General features: G+C 65.7%; 16 protein-coding genes. 5 read left to right on the top strand and 11 right to left on the bottom strand.

The genetic code is table 11. From position 1 onward, the window contains the following. Positions 1 to 59: 59 nt before the first annotated feature. The 11 genes from V5F68_RS14610 to rpsT form a co-directional block, all read right to left on the bottom strand. A complete protein-coding gene (locus V5F68_RS14610) occupies positions 60 to 1,274 on the bottom strand; it encodes an MFS transporter (RefSeq protein ID WP_394013251.1) in 1,215 nt (404 codons plus the stop codon). Beyond that, positions 1,271 to 2,002 carry an arsenical resistance protein ArsH gene (gene arsH, locus V5F68_RS14605; protein ID WP_394013250.1) on the bottom strand — a complete coding sequence of 244 codons (732 nt, stop codon included), beginning with the start codon at positions 2,000 to 2,002 and terminating at the stop codon, positions 1,271 to 1,273. Before arsH ends, V5F68_RS14610 begins: the two co-directional genes overlap by 4 nt. Continuing rightward, positions 1,977 to 2,399 carry an arsenate reductase (glutaredoxin) gene (gene arsC, locus V5F68_RS14600; protein ID WP_394013249.1) on the bottom strand — a complete coding sequence of 141 codons (423 nt, stop codon included), beginning with the start codon at positions 2,397 to 2,399 and terminating at the stop codon, positions 1,977 to 1,979. The genes arsH and arsC overlap by 26 nt, the downstream gene beginning before the upstream one ends. Continuing rightward, positions 2,396 to 3,460 (bottom strand): ACR3 family arsenite efflux transporter, encoded by a 1,065-nt coding sequence (gene arsB / locus V5F68_RS14595; RefSeq protein WP_394013248.1) that lies wholly within the window; start codon positions 3,458 to 3,460, stop codon positions 2,396 to 2,398. Before arsB ends, arsC begins: the two co-directional genes overlap by 4 nt. Positions 3,461 to 3,463: 3 nt before the next feature. Beyond that, entirely contained in the window at positions 3,464 to 4,006 is a 543-nt protein-coding gene (locus tag V5F68_RS14590; RefSeq protein WP_394013247.1) for an arsenate reductase ArsC, read from the bottom strand. Continuing rightward, positions 3,999 to 4,364, bottom strand: coding sequence for an ArsR/SmtB family transcription factor (locus V5F68_RS14585; RefSeq protein WP_394013246.1), 366 nt, complete (start codon positions 4,362 to 4,364; stop codon positions 3,999 to 4,001). The genes V5F68_RS14590 and V5F68_RS14585 overlap by 8 nt, the downstream gene beginning before the upstream one ends. 134 nt (positions 4,365 to 4,498) lie before the next feature. Further along, positions 4,499 to 5,152: a L,D-transpeptidase gene (locus tag V5F68_RS14580; RefSeq protein ID WP_394013245.1), complete on the bottom strand. Its 654-nt coding sequence runs from the start codon at positions 5,150 to 5,152 to the stop codon at positions 4,499 to 4,501. Positions 5,153 to 5,288: 136 nt separating this feature from the next. Then, a complete protein-coding gene (gene recF, locus V5F68_RS14575; protein WP_394013244.1) occupies positions 5,289 to 6,479 on the bottom strand; it encodes a DNA replication/repair protein RecF in 1,191 nt (396 codons plus the stop codon). A gap of 135 nt (positions 6,480 to 6,614) precedes the next feature. After that, entirely contained in the window at positions 6,615 to 7,739 is a 1,125-nt protein-coding gene (gene dnaN / locus V5F68_RS14570; protein WP_394013243.1) for a DNA polymerase III subunit beta, read from the bottom strand. A gap of 279 nt (positions 7,740 to 8,018) precedes the next feature. Continuing rightward, the gene (dnaA, locus tag V5F68_RS14565; RefSeq protein ID WP_394013485.1) at positions 8,019 to 9,440 is read right to left on the bottom strand and encodes a chromosomal replication initiator protein DnaA; all 1,422 of its coding nucleotides are present in this window, start codon (positions 9,438 to 9,440) and stop codon (positions 8,019 to 8,021) included. Positions 9,441 to 10,602: 1,162 nt separating this feature from the next. Beyond that, complete coding sequence (gene rpsT / locus V5F68_RS14560; RefSeq protein WP_348847249.1) at positions 10,603 to 10,869, bottom strand: 30S ribosomal protein S20; 267 nt, start codon at positions 10,867 to 10,869, stop codon at positions 10,603 to 10,605. A 349-nt stretch (positions 10,870 to 11,218) separates the two neighbouring features. Here rpsT and V5F68_RS14555 point away from each other — a divergent pair, with 349 nt between their 5' ends. The 5 genes from V5F68_RS14555 to V5F68_RS14535 all read left to right on the top strand — a co-directional run bounded on the left by V5F68_RS14555 (position 11,219) and on the right by V5F68_RS14535 (position 15,092). Continuing rightward, positions 11,219 to 11,608: a hypothetical protein gene (locus V5F68_RS14555; RefSeq protein ID WP_394013242.1), complete on the top strand. Its 390-nt coding sequence runs from the start codon at positions 11,219 to 11,221 to the stop codon at positions 11,606 to 11,608. A 176-nt stretch (positions 11,609 to 11,784) separates the two neighbouring features. After that, a complete protein-coding gene (locus V5F68_RS14550) occupies positions 11,785 to 12,777 on the top strand; it encodes a complex I NDUFA9 subunit family protein (protein ID WP_394013241.1) in 993 nt (330 codons plus the stop codon). 52 nt (positions 12,778 to 12,829) lie between these two features. After that, a complete protein-coding gene (locus V5F68_RS14545) occupies positions 12,830 to 13,534 on the top strand; it encodes a phosphoribosylanthranilate isomerase (protein ID WP_394013240.1) in 705 nt (234 codons plus the stop codon). After that, complete coding sequence (gene trpB, locus V5F68_RS14540) at positions 13,531 to 14,742, top strand: tryptophan synthase subunit beta (RefSeq protein WP_394013239.1); 1,212 nt, start codon at positions 13,531 to 13,533, stop codon at positions 14,740 to 14,742. The genes V5F68_RS14545 and trpB overlap by 4 nt, the downstream gene beginning before the upstream one ends. Continuing rightward, positions 14,739 to 15,092: a hypothetical protein gene (locus tag V5F68_RS14535; protein WP_394013238.1), complete on the top strand. Its 354-nt coding sequence runs from the start codon at positions 14,739 to 14,741 to the stop codon at positions 15,090 to 15,092. The genes trpB and V5F68_RS14535 overlap by 4 nt, the downstream gene beginning before the upstream one ends. Positions 15,093 to 15,133: the final 41 nt, after the last annotated feature.

Below are 15,133 nucleotides of genomic sequence, written 5' to 3'. Positions count from 1 at the left end.
GCGCGCGAAGAAGGTCAAGCCGGCACGGCGTCGCCACCCTCGGGCCAGGTGTCGTTAGGTTAGGCAGTGAGGTCCGCCCGCACGGTGACGCCGGCGCGGAACAGCAGGCAGGCGGCGCAGAAATTGGCGCCCGCGACCATGCAGAGCAGGGCGAAGGTGCCATGGGCGCCGCCCGTGGCGAGGATATAGGCGCCGATGGCAGGCGCCGCCGCCTGCGCGAATTGGCTGGGTAGTGCCAGCCGTCCCATCAGCATCGGAAAGTCGGCCGGTCCGAACAGCGCCAACGGCAAGGTGCCGCGCGCGATCGACCAGATCCCGTTGCCGGCGCCATAGAGCAGCAGCGCCAGGGCGGGAAGGGGAAAGCCGAGGAACAGCAGGGCGAGGCCGGCGGCAACCAGGACAGTCGCGCTGATCAGGGTCCAAATGGGGTGGTAATGCGTGCCGAAAGCCATTTCCACCACCCGCGCGCCCACCTGCGCCGGGCCCACCAGCATGCCGAGCGTCACCGCTGCAGCGAGGCTTATGCCCTGGGCCTGGAGCAAGGTGAGGAGGTGAACCGAAATCAGCGATGAGATGAGCCCGCCCAGCGTGACGATGACCGTCAGCAATCGGAATGCGGTCTGTTTGCCGGGCGAAAGGCGAACCTCGGGGTGAAGCGGCGAGGGGCCTGCGGGCGTCGCTTCCGGCCGGGGCTGAGCCGGGGGGCGCGGGGATGCCAGGAGGACCAGCGGCACCGACAGGCACACATGCAGCGCCGCATACACCAGGCAGGTGTCGCGCCAGCCGACCCGCTCCAGCAGGAATGCGCTTAGCGGCCAGCAGGCCGTGCTGGCAAAACCGCCGAACAGGGTGACGGTGGTGATCGAGCGGCGGGCCCCCGCGCCATGCAGGCGGCCGAGCGTTGCAAAGGCAGCATCGTACAGGCTCGCGCCCATGCCTGCGCCGAGTAGGATCCAGGCAAGCGCGAAACCCAGTGGTCCGGTGGACAGGCCCAGCATCGCAAGGCCCAGCGCCAGCGCACCGGTTCCCGCCAGCAGCACCGGCCGCCCGCCGTGCCGGCCGATCAGCTTCCCGATGCGCGGGGAGAGCAGGCCCGCCACCACAAGGCCAAGCGACTGCCCGCCCGCCACCAGGGTCAGCGGCCAGCCGGTCTCCTCGGCGATGGGCTTGGCCAGCACCGCGAGCAGATAATAGGAGGAACCCCAGGAGAGGATCTCAAACATGCCGAGGGCGAAGGTCGGCACCGCCCGCCCCGCCGACGCGGGCGGCGTCATAGGGCGCTCAGCCGCACTCCGGAGGCTTTCGCCAGCGCGTCCTTGCGCTCGCTGTAGCGGTCGGTGAGATAGGCCGAGGCGCCACGGGTGAGCAGCGTGAATTTCACCAATTCCTCCATCACGTCTACCACGCGATCATAATAGGAGGACGGCTTCATGCGTCCATCTTCCTCGAATTCCTCATAGGCCTTGGCCACCGAGGATTGGTTGGGGATGGTGATCATCCGCATCCACCGGCCGAGAATGCGCATCTGATTGACGGCGTTGAAGGATTGCGAGCCCCCCGAGACCTGCATCAGCGCCAGCGTCTTGCCCTGGGTGGGGCGCACCGCCCCGATGGAAAGGGGAATCCAGTCGATCTGCGCCTTGAGAATGGCGGTCATGGCGCCGTGGCGTTCCGGGCTGCACCAAACCTGGCCTTCCGACCATGCGGACAGCGCCCGCAGTTCCGCGACCTTCGGATGATCTGTCGGCGCATCGTCGGGAAGCGGCAGGCCGTGCGGGTCAAAAATGCGCACCTCCGCTCCGAACGCCTTCAGCAGCCGGGCGGCCTCCAGCGTGAGCAGCCGGCTGTAGGCGCGGGGTCGCACGGAGCCGTACAGCATGAGGATGCGGGGTGGATGGTCCGACGGCGGAGCAAACAGCGCAAGCGTATCGGGCGGGCGCACGGCTTCCGCCGTCACCTGGTCCGGAAGAAAGGGATCAGCCAACGCGCTGCCCCTCCGCATCCGTCACCACTTCACCATCCTCCTTCGTGAAGGCGCCGATCTGCGCATTCGGGAGCAGGTCCAGCACCCGTTCGGAGGGGCGGCACAGGCGCACGCCTTTGTCGGCGACGACGATCGGGCGGTTGATGAGAATCGGGTGGGCGATCATGAAGTCGAGCAGGTCCTCGTCGCTCCATTTTTCATCCCCAAGGCCGAGTTCTTCATAGGGGGTGCCCTTTTCCCGCAGCACCGCGCGCACCGGCACGCCCATGGCGGCGATGAGGCCCTTCAGGGTCGCGCGGCTCGGGGGCGTCTTGAGATATTCGATCACCACCGGTTCCTCGCCGCTCTGGCGGATCATGGCCAGGGTGTTGCGCGAGGTACCGCAGGCGGGGTTGTGATAGATGGTGATGGTCACCGCGAGACCCCCTTTTGCTGAATGCCGGGCGCGACGGCCGGCGCGCGCTCGTACCAGTCCTTGCTGCGATTGACGATCCACACCACGGTCAGCATGACCGGGACCTCGATCAGCACGCCCACCACTGTGGCGAGGGCAGCGCCGGAATTGAAGCCGAACAGGGCGATGGCGGCGGCGACCGCGAGCTCAAAGAAATTGCTCGCGCCGATCAGCGCGGAGGGACCGGCGACGCAATGCTTTTCGCCCATCAGCCGGTTCAGCAGGTAGGCCAAGCCGGCATTGAAATAGACCTGGATCAGGATCGGCACGGCCAGAAGGGCAATGATCGCCGGCTGGGCGATGATCTGCTGGCCCTGAAATCCGAACAGCAGAACCAGGGTGGCCAGCAGCGCCACGAGGGAGAGCGGCTGGAGCATCGCCAGCAGGCGCGCGAGCGCCGCTTCACCGCCCTGTTTCAGCAGCCAGCCGCGCAGAATTTGAGCCGCCAGCACCGGCACGATGATGTAGAGCCCCACCGAGAAGATCAGGGTCGCCCACGGAACCACGATCGCCGAGAGGCCGAGCAACAGGCCCACGATGGGCGCGAAGGCCACCACCATGATGGCGTCGTTCAGCGCCACTTGGGACAAGGTGAAGAGCGGGTCGCCCCTGGTGAGGTTGGACCACACGAACACCATGGCCGTGCAGGGCGCCGCCGCGAGGATGATCAGGCCGGCGATGTAGGATTCGATCTGGGCCGTCGGCAGCAGTGGGCGGAACAGGAAGCCGATGAACAGCCAGGCCAGCAGCGCCATGGAAAAGGGCTTTACCGCCCAGTTGATGAACAGCGTCACGCCGATGCCACGCCAATGAGCTCCGACCTGCGCCAGGGACGCAAAATCGATCCTCAGCAGCATGGGCACGATCATCAGCCAGATCAGCACCGCAACGGGAATGTTGACCTGGGCGATCTCCGCCGCGCCCACGGCCTGGAAAACGCCGGGCAAGAAATGGCCGAGGGCGATGCCGGCCAGGATACACAGGGCCACCCACACCGTCAGATAGCGTTCGAAGGTGCTCATGGCTCAGGCCACATTCGAACGGTTCGCGGTGGAACCCGGAAGGGCGCCGATGCCGCGGAGCTTTTGGCCGAGCGAGAGGCGGTCCAACGAGGCGATTGGCAGGGCGTTGAAAACCGAGATCCGGTTCTTCAGATAGCGCATCGCGGCAACGAAGGCGGCTTCCTTCTGGATGTCGGTGCCGGTTACGGCGGCCGGGTCCTCGATGCCCCAATGGGCCGTCATGGGCTGTCCCGGCCAGAGGGGGCAGGTCTCGCCGGCCGCGTTGTCACAGACGGTGAACACAAAATCCATCACGGGGGCGTCCGCAGTGCCGAATTCCAGCCAGCTTTTCGAGCGCAGCCCCTCTGTGGGATAGCCGGATTCCGCGAGGACCTTCAGGGCGAACGGATTGACCTCGCCCTTAGGGGCGCTGCCGGCTGAGAAGGCACGGAAGCGTCCTGCGCCGTCTTTGTTGAGCATGGCTTCTGCCAGAATGGAGCGTGCGCTGTTGCCGGTGCAGAGGAACAGCACGTTATAAATTTTACCGGAGGCGTCGGCGTCAGGCATGGGATTGTCCTTTCACGGCGAGCGGCGTGCAGCAGGGGGAAAGGGCTTCCAGCAGGGGGGCGCACAGGCTGGGCGCGCCGCCGCAGCAATCCTTCACAAGGAACAGCATCATCCCCCGCAGTCGGTCGAGGTCGGCGCGATAGATGATCGAGCGGCTGTGTCGCGTGCCATGCACGAGACCGGCGCGAGAGAGGATAGCGAGGTGGGCGGAAAGCGTGTTCTGCGGCACGGCGAGAGTGCGCGCGAGATCCCCCGCCGGGAGCCCGTCCGGCTCATGCCGCACCAGGAGGCGGAACACGTCCAGCCGCGTCGCTTGGGCGAGCGCCGAAAGGGCGTCGATGATGTCTCCTGATTCCATATATCGAGAATAATGGAAATAATAGATCGCGCAAGCGCCCCGTTACGGCTCCCCTCTTGGGCGCGGCGCGCTCGGCCGGGCCCAAAAGAAAACGCCGGCGCGAGGCCGGCGTTGGGTATCAATTCATCGGGGTGTCAGCGCTGGACATAGACCCGAGTGCCGAGCGGGACGCGCTCGTAAAGATCGATGATGTCCTGGTTCAGCAGGCGGATGCAGCCGCTGGAGACCTGCTTGCCGATGCTGTCGGGCTCGATGGTGCCGTGCAGGCGGAACATGGTGTCGCGGTCACCGTCATAGAGATAGAGCGCGCGGGGCCCGAGCGGGTTGGTCTCGCCACCGGGGAGGCCCGAGGCGTAAGGGCCGTAGCGCTCCGGCTGGCGCGCGATCATGTTCGGCGTCGGCGTCCAGTGCGGCCACTTTTCCTTGCGCTTGATGGTCGCCCAGCCGCTGTAGCTGTAGCCTTGCTTGCCGACGCCCACGCCGTAGCGGATCGCCTTGCCGCCCTTTTCGACCAGATAGAGAAACTTGTTCTCGATATCGACGACGATGGTGCCGGGCGGAAATTTGGTTGGATAGTCGACGACCTGCCGCAGATAGATCGGGTCGATCTCCGACACGTCCACCGCATCCACCTGGAACGGCTCGCCGGAAACCGGGCCATAGATCGAAAGCGCCGCCGTCGACGGCGCGCCACTGTTGTCGGTGACGCAAGCCGCGAGGAACAGCGGCGTGCCGAGAACGAAGAGCCGCCGGCTCAGAACGGCGGTGGGAAGGCTTTCGCTGGGCATGGGTCCCCGAAGCAGCTGCGAATCATCTCCACCTGGGTAGCATGCGTGGATTCGCGACGGGTGGCGAACGCGCCACACAGGGGGAAAAAGCACGGCGCACCGTGGAAAAACCTGTCGCCGGAGGGCGCGCGCCGGGTCAGTCTTCCGCTGCGACACAGCCGGGGCTGACGGTGAAGCGCCGGGCGCCGTCAAGCCCTGCAAACACGCCCGGATCCGCGCCCGTCATCCACACTTGGGCACCCAGCCGCGCCAGCGCGGCGAACAGGCCGTGCCGCCGCTCGGCGTCGAGATAGGCCGCCACATCGTCGAGAAGCACAATGGGGGCAAGGCCTTGCATGGAGGCGACAAGCCGCGCGTGGGACAAGGCGAGGCCGATCAGCAGGGACTTTTGCTCGCCGGTCGAACAGCGGGCGGCGGGAAGGGCCTTTTCCGCGTGGGCCACCGTAAGGTCGCATAGATGCGGGCCTTCCAAGGTGCGGCCGGCGGCCCGGTCGCGGGGGCGGCTGTCACGCAAAAGTGCGCGGTAGCTGTCTTCCACATGCAAGGCTGGCGCTTCGGCAAGCATGCGCTCCACGATCCCGTCGAGAGCGATCGCGGCGAGCGGAAACGGCGAAGCGGTATCGCGGTCTGCGGCGATCTCCGCCGCGAGGCGCCCGACGGTCTCCAGCCGCGCGGCGGAGACGGCGACAGCAAGTTCCGCCACCTCGCGTTCGACCGCATCGAGGAAGCGCGCGGTGCCGTTTTCTTCGAGCAGACGATTGCGCGCCCGCAGCGCGCGCTCCAGCGCGTTCACGCGCGTGCCGTGCTCGCCGTCCACGGCCAGCACCAGGCGATCGAGGAAACGCCGCCGCTCGGACGGTGGACCGATGAACAGGCCGTCCATGTCCGGGGTCAGCCAGACCACCTTGAGATGATCGAGAAATGCGGTCGCGGAGCCCACGCTTTCGCGCTCGATGCGGCAGCGGCGCGGCCCGCTGCCCACGCCCTGCTGTGCTTCCATTCCGGTGCCGAGATGGACCGGGCCGCAGATCCCCTCAATCTCGGCTGCGACCGCCCAGGAACCATCGCCCGGATGCTGCGCGACCGTATCGAGAGAGGCCCGCCGCAGGCCGCGTCCCGGCGAAAGCAGGGAGATCGCCTCCAGCAGATTGGTCTTGCCCGCGCCGTTGGGCCCGGTGAGCACGATGGGACCTTCGTCAACGCTGAGCTGAGCGGACCCATAGGAGCGAAAGCGGGTGAGGATCAGCTTGCGGACCAGGGCGCGCGGTCCGGCCCGTGAAAGAGCGGCTGTGGCGGCGCCGGACGCGGCGTCAGGCGCGCGGGTCATGCAATCTCAGGTCCGGTGAGGGAGAGCGGGCGGAAGCCTGAACATGGTCCTCACTGCGCCGGACGCAAGGGGCTTTAGCACCGGGGGAGACCCCGCAGGCGGAACGGAACGGCGCGCGTTCCGTTCCGCCTGCGATCAAACCCGCATGGGCATGAGCACGTAGAGCGCATCCGTCTTGGTGCTGTCGCGCACCAGCGTGGGCGAACCGGAATCGGCGAGCTTCAGCTCCGCCGTGTCGCCTTCGAGCTGGGCGGTGATGTCGAGCAGGTAGCGGCTGTTGAAGCCGATATCGAGCGGCTCGGCGGCATAATCCACCTCCAGCTCCTCGGTCGCGCTTCCCGAATCCGGATTGGTGACGGAGAGCACCAGCTTGCCGTCCGTGAGCGAGAGCTTCACCGCACGGCCCCGCTCGCTGGACACGGTGGACACGCGATCCACGGCGGCGGCGAAGTCGGTCTTGTCCACCAGCAGCACCTTGTCGTTGCCGGCCGGAATGACGCGGTTGTAGTCCGGGAAGGTGCCGTCGATCAGCTTGGACGTCAGAACGATGGCACCCACGGCCACGCGAATCTTGGTCGTCGACAGCGAGACGGTGACTTCCGCGTCCTTGTCCTCGAGAAGCTTCTGCACTTCGGCGACCGTCTTGCGGGGCACGATGATGCCGGGCATGCCGGTCGCGCCTTCGGGAGCTTCAAGCTCGGCCTGGGCGAGGCGGTGACCGTCGGTTGCCACCGCGCGCAGGGTTCCCTTGCCGGCGCCCTTGGTCTCAGCCACGTGCAAGAAGATGCCGTTCAGATAATAGCGCGTCTCCTCGGTGGAGATGGCGAATTGGGTCTTGTCCACCAGGCGGCGGAATTCCGCGCCCTTCAGCTTGAAGGAATGGGTGAATTCGCCGGCGGCCAGATCCGGGAAATCCTCCTGCGGCAGGGTCTGCAGGGTGAAGCGGGCACGGCCGGCGCGCACCACCAGGGTGCCGCGGTCGCCGCTGGATTCCAGCTGAACCTGCGCGCCCTCAGGCAATTTGCGCACGATGTCGTAGACGACATGGGCCGGCACGGTGGTCGCCCCATCCTGGTCCACTTGGGCCGGGACGGTTTCAACCACCTCGAGATCAAGATCGGTGGCCTTCAGCTCCAGCCCCGACGTGCCGGTGCGGATGAGCACATTGGCCAGAATCGGAATGGTGTTGCGGCGTTCGACGACGCGGTGGACGTGGCTGAGCGACTTGAGAAGCTCGGCGCGTTCGACGGTGACCTTCATTGGCCCGGACCCGTAACTCTCGTGCGGGGAAACAAAGCACGCCCTGGCTGGCGCCAGTGCGGCCCGCGACCGGATCGTTCACAACGAACCCGTGGGCCGCAGACATTGCCGCTCGCGCTGCACCAAAGCAAGGGCATGCGTGCGCTTTTTCCCCGTTGCCGATGTGGAAGGCGGGTAATTCCCGTGTGGCGCGCACCCCGCATGCGCCTTGCGGCCCATTCGCGGGTGAGGCGCCGTTCGCAGCACGTGGCGGGAAGGGGAGGCCCTTCCCGGTGTCCCTCACTCGTTCACGAGCTTCTTCAGCGCCTCGATCTCCTCCGCGAGCGCGCGGTCGGTTGCGATCAGCCCGTCGATTTTGCGCACCGCATGCAGCACCGTGGTGTGATCGCGCCCACCGAAGCGGCGGCCGATCTCCGGCAGGGAGCGCAAGGTCAGCGTCTTGGCCAGGTACATGGCGATCTGGCGCGGCTTAACCACGTTCGCCGTGCGGCGCTGGGACAGGAGATCGGCGCGCGACACGTTATAATGCTTGGCCACGACGCGCAGAATTTCGTCCACCCGCACGCGCTTGGGATCGCACGGGCGCACGAGGTCGCGCACGGCGTTCTCGGCCATTTCCATGGTGACCGGCTCGCCGGTGAGCTTGTTGAAGGCGAGCAGCTTGTTCAGCGCGCCGTCAAGATCGCGGCCGCTCTGGCCCACGGTGCGAGCGAGCAGCTCAAGCACGTTGGCGGGCACGGAGAAGCCGCGGTGCTGCTCGGCGAGGGCCGAGGAGCGGGTCTTGAGAATCTGCAGGCGCAGGTCTTCTTCCAGTTGGCCGAGTTCCACCACGAGGCCGCCCGCAAGGCGCGAGCGCACCCGGTCGTCGAGCGCGTCCAGTTCGGACGGCGGCCGGTCGGCGGCCACCACCACCTGCCGCCCGGCATCCATCAGGGCGTTGAGCGTGTGGCAGAATTCCTGCTGCATGTTTTTGCCGGTGAGGAATTGCAGGTCATCGATCACCAGCGTGTCGATCGAGCGCAGCGCATCCTTGAAGGCAATGGCGGCGTGGGTCTTCAGCGCGGCGACGAAGCCGTACATGAAGCGCTCGGCGGTGAGATAGACCACGCGCCGTCCGCGGCTGGCGCCAGCCCAGGCCACCGCCTGAAGAAGGTGCGTCTTGCCGAGGCCGACGGCCGCGTGGAGATAGAGCGGGTTGAAGATTGGCCCGGCGCCCGGAACTGCTTCCGCCACCTGGCGGGCGGCGGCGTGGGCGAGCGTGTTGGACTTGCCCAGCACGAAGGTCTCGAAGGTGAGGCGGGCATCGAGCGGCGAGCCCGCGCCCACGTCGGCGGGCATGGCGGAGGCGGCGACTGCCTGGGGGCGCGGCTCAGCGGCGCGCTCAACCACGACTTCGCGATGCTCGTTGGCGGCCTTCAGCGGAATGGCGCGGGCGACGGCGGAGCGCACGGAAAGATCCACCTTGCGCGCCGTGCCGCTCTCCTCCTGCCACAGCTCGGCGAGGCGCTCGACATAATGGTCCTGAATCCAGGCCTTCAGGAAGCGCGTGGGAACGGAGAGGTGCACGCGCTCGGCGATGCGGTCCAGCTCGATGCGAGCGAACCAGCTGGTATAGGATTCCTCGCCGATCTCCTCGCGCAGGCGCTGGCGAACCCGGTCCCATTGCTGTGCGCAGAAATCCGCTGCCGAGGGCGCGGTCATAGTGGGGCGAAACTGCGCGACATCCACGGTTTCCGGTTTCAACATGAGGGTCTTTCCCGCCCGGGGCGGGTCCCTGGCTGCGACGCGGAGAGCGTTCGCGCCGGCGACGGCGCGTCTCCAAGTCCAAGTGAATGTGAGGGTGAAGGTTGGCGACGAAAAAGGGCTAGGCCCTGGGTTTCGTCAAGAGGGCGCCCGGCTGGCGGGGTCTTCAGCGGCGCGATCGCGAAGCCGCTCATCCCGGTCGCGGCCGCGGTCCCGAAGGGCCTGCCCGGAAGTGAAACGAAATGCGTCTTCGCTAGATCTAGCGCCTGAGAGAGAAGTCATAGCCGCCCCATCCGCCGTCGAACAAAACGTCCGCCGGTTCTCCAAAAAATAGAATAGTTTTTGGTTTGTTTCTCTGTCCTGGATCAATCAAAGGATCAAAGACAGACTATCCCAAAGATCGGAATAATACGCAGGTGAAATACACACGCAGCACGGGAAGGGAGGTGAGACGCTAACGCACATAATACACCCTCCCTCCATCCACGAAGAGTCGTGAAACTGCTGCTCTATTGATGATTTCCTCGGGATGTCCCTCAGAGGTGAGATTGAACATACACAGGGCATGGGGAGGGTGCAACGGCTTTCCCGGTCGCACCTGAATCCGGTGGAAAGCGGGTGACAAAGTGATTTCTCCCGATGCTTTAGTTCAGCCGGCAAACCTCTGACTCGACAGCGAGATTCGCCATCGGTGGCGGCACAGGCGGCGGTCCTAGGATTCAAATCCGAGCGTATTTCGATACCGCTTTGCAGGCTTCCCGCGGCGGTGCTTTTCGGCTTGGCCCATAACCCGTTAAGACCCATCAGTTTTTCCTGATCGGTTGAGATGCTGGGATAGCCCCACCCCGGATGGGCATCTGCTTGACCTCGCCGAAGTTAGCGGCTAGGCGCCCTTCCGCAGAAGAATCAGGACTCGCTCCAGGCGGATCGCACTGGACGTTTTTGCCGGCTAAGACGCAGGCAAGACCCCTGTCTCAGCCTTGATCCTGCCTCTCGGCGCGGGACTAGGTGAGTGCGCATCGGACAGCCGCTTTTGAAATAAAAAAAGCCCGGCAATGCCGGGCCGTTCTATTGCTAAGCTTGCTCGCGACGCCAAGCGGGCCGCGATCTTCAGCTTATATCACGCGCTCAGCTTGCTGACGCGGGCCGCCAGGCGGGAAACCTTACGGGAAGCGGTGTTCTTATGAAGAACGCCCTTGGTTACCGCCCGCATGATCTCGGGCTCGGCAACCTTGAACGCCGCGGTTGCGGCGGTCGCATCGCCACTGGCGAGGGCATCTTCCAGCTTGCGCAAAAAGGTGCGGACGCGCGAACGGCGGTTCCGATTGACCTCAGTGCGACGCTCGATCTTCCGCGCCGCCTTTTTGGCGGAGGGCGTATTGGCCATCGGCCGTCCTCTATCACGTTATCGCACGCAAACTGAAGCCAATGAGGCCTGTTCGCGCTGCGTCTGAATGGCTGAACACGCCGGCAACCTCGGTCGCCAGCGAAGTGTCGGCGCTTATAGGAGCAGGATGGCCCGCAGTCAACTCCAGAAGCACCGCCCCCCGCAAAAGCGCAGGCGATTTGATCCATTTCGTCCCTTTAAAATCGGTGCTGTCGGATCTTTCCGCTTATTGCGGGCGTGAGGCTTGCGTCCGCAGGCCTGGTCTACAAAATACAGCCGCAGGCGCGAGGCCTGAGCGGTGCCGCACTGGCCCGCGCCGTTGAACGAAGCCGTATTCGGAGGACTCACCATGGTCGCAACCAGTGCCGCTGCCAACATCCCCCCGCGCAAGCACCCCCCGGAGACCGCCGTGTCGGATTTCCTGGTGACACTAAACGCCCTGCTGAAGGACGATCAATACACCGCACTCTCCGAGGCGTTCGTCGCTTTCACCAAGGTTCATCCGGGCCTGGACTTCTTCATTGAGGAAGCGATTCCGGCGCGCGTTGCGGACCATATCCTGAGCAAGACCGGCGCGGCCTCGGCCTTCACCACCTTCACACTGCAGAATCCCACCTGGGCGGTCGACCTTCAGCGGTCCGCGCTCGATCCGCAGGCCTTCACCCAGAAGATCAAGGATCTCGAGGCCAAGGTCTCTGCGCTCGCCGCTGCGGCAAAGGGGCCGAAGGCCACCGCCTGATGCGCGCGGCGTCGTGATCCTTCCGCGCGGAAAGCCTGAAAGGGCGATCCGCGCCGGAGGGTGGAGGATCTCTCCCGCGACGCCGAGGCAACTGGACGACGCCCCGCCCAATCGCGTATGTCACGCACAAACCTATAGAGCAGGTCGCGACGTGCGCGCGAGCCGGAGGAATAGGCATGAGCGAAGTGACGGTGGCCGAACGGCCCGTGACGGACAGCTTGGTGACGGTGTTCGGCGGTTCCGGCTTTCTCGGCCGTTATGTGGTGCGCGCCCTTGCCCGCCGCGGCTATCGCATCCGCGTCGCCGTGCGGCGGCCTGATCTTGCGAATTTCCTGCTGCCTTATGGCTATGTAGGCCAAGTCCAGCTGGTGCAGGCCAATGTGCGCTTCGCCGATTCGGTGCGCCGGGCGGTGCAGGGGTCGGACGTCGTGGTGAACCTTGTCGGCGTTCTTGCGCCGCGCGGCCGCCAGAGCTTTGACGCCGTGCACGTCTATGGCGCCCGCGCCATTGCCACCGCCGCGGCCGAAGTGGGGGCGCGTGTGGTGCATGTGTCGGCCATCGGCGCCGATTCGGCCGCGTCCGCGGCTTACGCCCGCACCAAGGGGCTCGGGGAGGAGGCGGTGCGCGCCGCCGTCCCGGACAGCATCATCCTGCGCCCCTCGCTGGTGTTCGGCCCGGAAGACGATTTCTTCAATCGTTTTGCGGCGATGACCCGCTTCGCATTCGCCTTGCCGTTGATCGGCGGCGGTAAGACGCGCTTCCAGCCGGTGTTCGTCGCCGACGTCGCCGCCGCCGTCGAGCGGGCGGTGGACGGCAAGGCAAAGGCCGCCACCACTTATGAACTGGGCGGACCGGAAGTGCGCACCTTCCGTGAGCTCATGGAATTGCTGCTGCGGGAAATCGGCAGCCATCGCATTTTGATGGACCTGCCGTTCGGCGTGGCGGACCTGATGGCCCGCGTGCTCGGCTGGGTGCCGGGCGGCAGTGCGCTGCTGACGCGCGATCAGGTGGCGATGCTGCATTTCGACAATGTGGTGTCCGATGCCGCGGTCGCGGAACATCGCACCATCCAGGACCTCGGTATCCTGCCCGCTGCCATGGCGAGCGTGCTGCCGAGCTATCTTTGGCGATTCCGCAAGGCGGGGCAGTTCACCCGCATCGAGACCTGAGGCGGATCCGAAACGAGACAGGGTGCGGCGCGGCGCACCCGGCGGTGGTGAAATGGGCGCGTTGGTTACGGGTGGTTCCAAGCCGGGCATCGAAGTGAAAATCTGCGGTGTCAACAGCACCGCCGCGCTCGATGCAACGCTGGAGGCCGGCGCCGACCTCGTCGGCTTCGTGCATTTTCCCAAAAGCCCGCGCCATCTCCACCTGTCCGATGCCGCCGCGCTGTCCGCCCAGGTGAATGGCCGTGCCCTCAAGGTGGCGCTGCTGGTGGATCCGGACGACGCGCTGCTCGGCGACATCCTGGAAGCGGTGAAGCCGGATATTCTGCAATTGCACGGCCGCGAGAGCGCGGAGCGGGTCGCTGCGATCCGCGCGCGCTTTGGCCTGCCGGTGATGAAGGCGCTCAGCATCGCCCGCGCCATCGATCTCGATATCGTGCCGGCCTATGCGGCCGTTGCCGACCGCCTGTTGTTCGATGCCAAGCCCGCTCCAGACGATCTTTTGCCGGGCGGCAACGGACGGGTGTTCGACTGGTCTGTGCTCGACGGCCTTGACCCCGGTCGCCCGATCATGCTTTCGGGTGGTCTGGATCCGGACAATGTGGCGCAGGCGCTTGCCCGTGTTCGGGTCGACGGCGTCGATGTCTCCTCCGGTGTCGAAACTTCGCCCGGCGTCAAATCGGCGGAAAAGATCTTTGCCTTCGTCCGCGCCGCGCGCGCGGCGTCTCTTGCCTCCAGGGTGGAAAGTCAAGCCAAGTGACTGCGTTGAATTCCTATCGCACCGGCCCGGACGAGCGCGGTCATTTCGGCATCCACGGTGGCCGCTTCGTCGCCGAGACCCTCATGCCCGCGGTGCTGGAGCTGCAGGCCGCCTACGAGGCCGCCAAGGTCGATCCCGCCTTCAAGACCGAGATGGACGGCTATCTCACCCATTATGTGGGCCGTCCCTCGCCGCTGTATTTCGCCGAGCGCCTCACCGCGCATCTCGGCGGCGCGAAGATCTATCTCAAGCGCGAGGAGCTGAACCACACCGGCTCTCACAAGGTGAACAATGTGCTCGGGCAGATCCTGCTCGCGCGCCGCATGGGCAAGAAGCGCATCATCGCGGAGACCGGCGCCGGCCAGCACGGGGTCGCCACCGCAACCCTGTGCGCCCGCTTCGGCCTGGAGTGCGTGGTCTATATGGGCGCGGTGGACGTGGAGCGGCAGAAGCCGAACGTGTTCCGCATGAACATGCTGGGCGCGACCGTGGTGCCGGTGCAGTCCGGCACGCGCACGCTGAAGGATGCCATGAACGAGGCGCTGCGCGATTGGGTCACCAATGTGCACGACACCTTCTATTGCATCGGCACAGTTGCCGGCCCGCATCCCTATCCGGCCATGGTGCGGGACTTTCAGTCGATCATCGGCACCGAGGCGCGCGCCCAGATCCAGGAGATGGAAGGCCGCCTGCCCGATTCCCTGATCGCGGCGGTCGGCGGCGGCTCCAATGCCATCGGGCTGTTCCACGCGTTTCTCGATGATCCCGATGTGGAGATCTATGGCGTCGAGGCGGCGGGCCATGGGATTTCCAGCGGCCAGCATGCGGCCGCCATCATCGGCGGCCGGCCGGGCGTTCTGCACGGCAACCGCACCTATCTGCTGATGGACGACGACGGGCAGATCAAGGATGCCCACTCCATCTCGGCTGGCCTGGATTATCCCGGAATTGGCCCCGAGCATTCCTGGCTGCATGATATCGGCCGGGTGAAATATATTCCCTGCACCGATGTCGAGGCGCTTGAAGGATTCATGCTGCTGTCGAAGCAGGAAGGCATCATTCCGGCGCTGGAATGTGCGCACGCCATCGCCAAGGTGGTGGAAATCGCGCCCACCAAGCCGAAAGATCATATCATGATCGTCAATCTGTCGGGCCGCGGCGACAAGGACATCTTCACCGTGGCGGAACATCTGGGGGGCCAGATATGAAATTTGCGTCTGTTTGCGCGGCCGTCGGCCTTGCTCTTCCGCTCGCTTTCGCGGGTCCCGGCGTCCTGTCCGCTTCGGCGGCGCCGGCTGGCCTGACCCTGACCACTGGCTCGGTGATCACTGATCCCACCGGCGCCTTCATCAGCGTGCAGGTGGCCAACAGCGGCACCTTGATGCTGAGCCAGATCGTGGTGACGTGCGATTTCTTCTCCAAGAGCAAGAAGAAGCTCGGCACCTCGTCCACGACGTTATTCTCCACCTTCCCCGGCCTCACGGGGGCGGATCAGGTCCGCCTGATGGGCGCCACGCGCGCCACTTCGGCGACCTGCGCCATCACCAGCCCGAACTGAGCGGGTCTCACTTTCTCCGGCCGCTCGCGGTCGGCCCCTTT

The organism is Roseixanthobacter pseudopolyaromaticivorans (assembly GCF_043195145.2).
Classification (GTDB): Bacteria; Pseudomonadota; Alphaproteobacteria; order Rhizobiales; family Xanthobacteraceae; genus NCEH01.
The sequence above is the reverse complement of the archived record's forward strand: the minus strand, read 5'-3'. Positions and strand labels throughout refer to the sequence as shown.

What these genes read in the sequence shown, in the direction of transcription:
- V5F68_RS14610 (WP_394013251.1), bottom strand. Translation starts at nt 1,274, where the DNA reads ATGACGCCGCCCGCGTCGGCGGGGCGGGCGGTGCCGACCTTCGCCCTC.
- arsH (WP_394013250.1), bottom strand. Translation starts at nt 2,002, where the DNA reads ATGCGGAGGGGCAGCGCGTTGGCTGATCCCTTTCTTCCGGACCAGGTG.
- arsB (WP_394013248.1), bottom strand. Translation starts at nt 3,460, where the DNA reads ATGAGCACCTTCGAACGCTATCTGACGGTGTGGGTGGCCCTGTGTATC.
- V5F68_RS14590 (WP_394013247.1), bottom strand. Translation starts at nt 4,006, where the DNA reads ATGCCTGACGCCGACGCCTCCGGTAAAATTTATAACGTGCTGTTCCTC.
- V5F68_RS14585 (WP_394013246.1), bottom strand. Translation starts at nt 4,364, where the DNA reads ATGGAATCAGGAGACATCATCGACGCCCTTTCGGCGCTCGCCCAAGCG.
- V5F68_RS14580 (WP_394013245.1), bottom strand. Translation starts at nt 5,152, where the DNA reads ATGCCCAGCGAAAGCCTTCCCACCGCCGTTCTGAGCCGGCGGCTCTTC.
- recF (WP_394013244.1), bottom strand. Translation starts at nt 6,479, where the DNA reads ATGACCCGCGCGCCTGACGCCGCGTCCGGCGCCGCCACAGCCGCTCTT.
- dnaN (WP_394013243.1), bottom strand. Translation starts at nt 7,739, where the DNA reads ATGAAGGTCACCGTCGAACGCGCCGAGCTTCTCAAGTCGCTCAGCCAC.
- dnaA (WP_394013485.1), bottom strand. Translation starts at nt 9,440, where the DNA reads ATGACCGCGCCCTCGGCAGCGGATTTCTGCGCACAGCAATGGGACCGG.
- rpsT (WP_348847249.1), bottom strand. Translation starts at nt 10,869, where the DNA reads ATGGCCAATACGCCCTCCGCCAAAAAGGCGGCGCGGAAGATCGAGCGT.
- V5F68_RS14555 (WP_394013242.1), top strand. Translation starts at nt 11,219, where the DNA reads ATGGTCGCAACCAGTGCCGCTGCCAACATCCCCCCGCGCAAGCACCCC.
- V5F68_RS14550 (WP_394013241.1), top strand. Translation starts at nt 11,785, where the DNA reads ATGAGCGAAGTGACGGTGGCCGAACGGCCCGTGACGGACAGCTTGGTG.
- V5F68_RS14545 (WP_394013240.1), top strand. Translation starts at nt 12,830, where the DNA reads ATGGGCGCGTTGGTTACGGGTGGTTCCAAGCCGGGCATCGAAGTGAAA.
- V5F68_RS14535 (WP_394013238.1), top strand. Translation starts at nt 14,739, where the DNA reads ATGAAATTTGCGTCTGTTTGCGCGGCCGTCGGCCTTGCTCTTCCGCTC.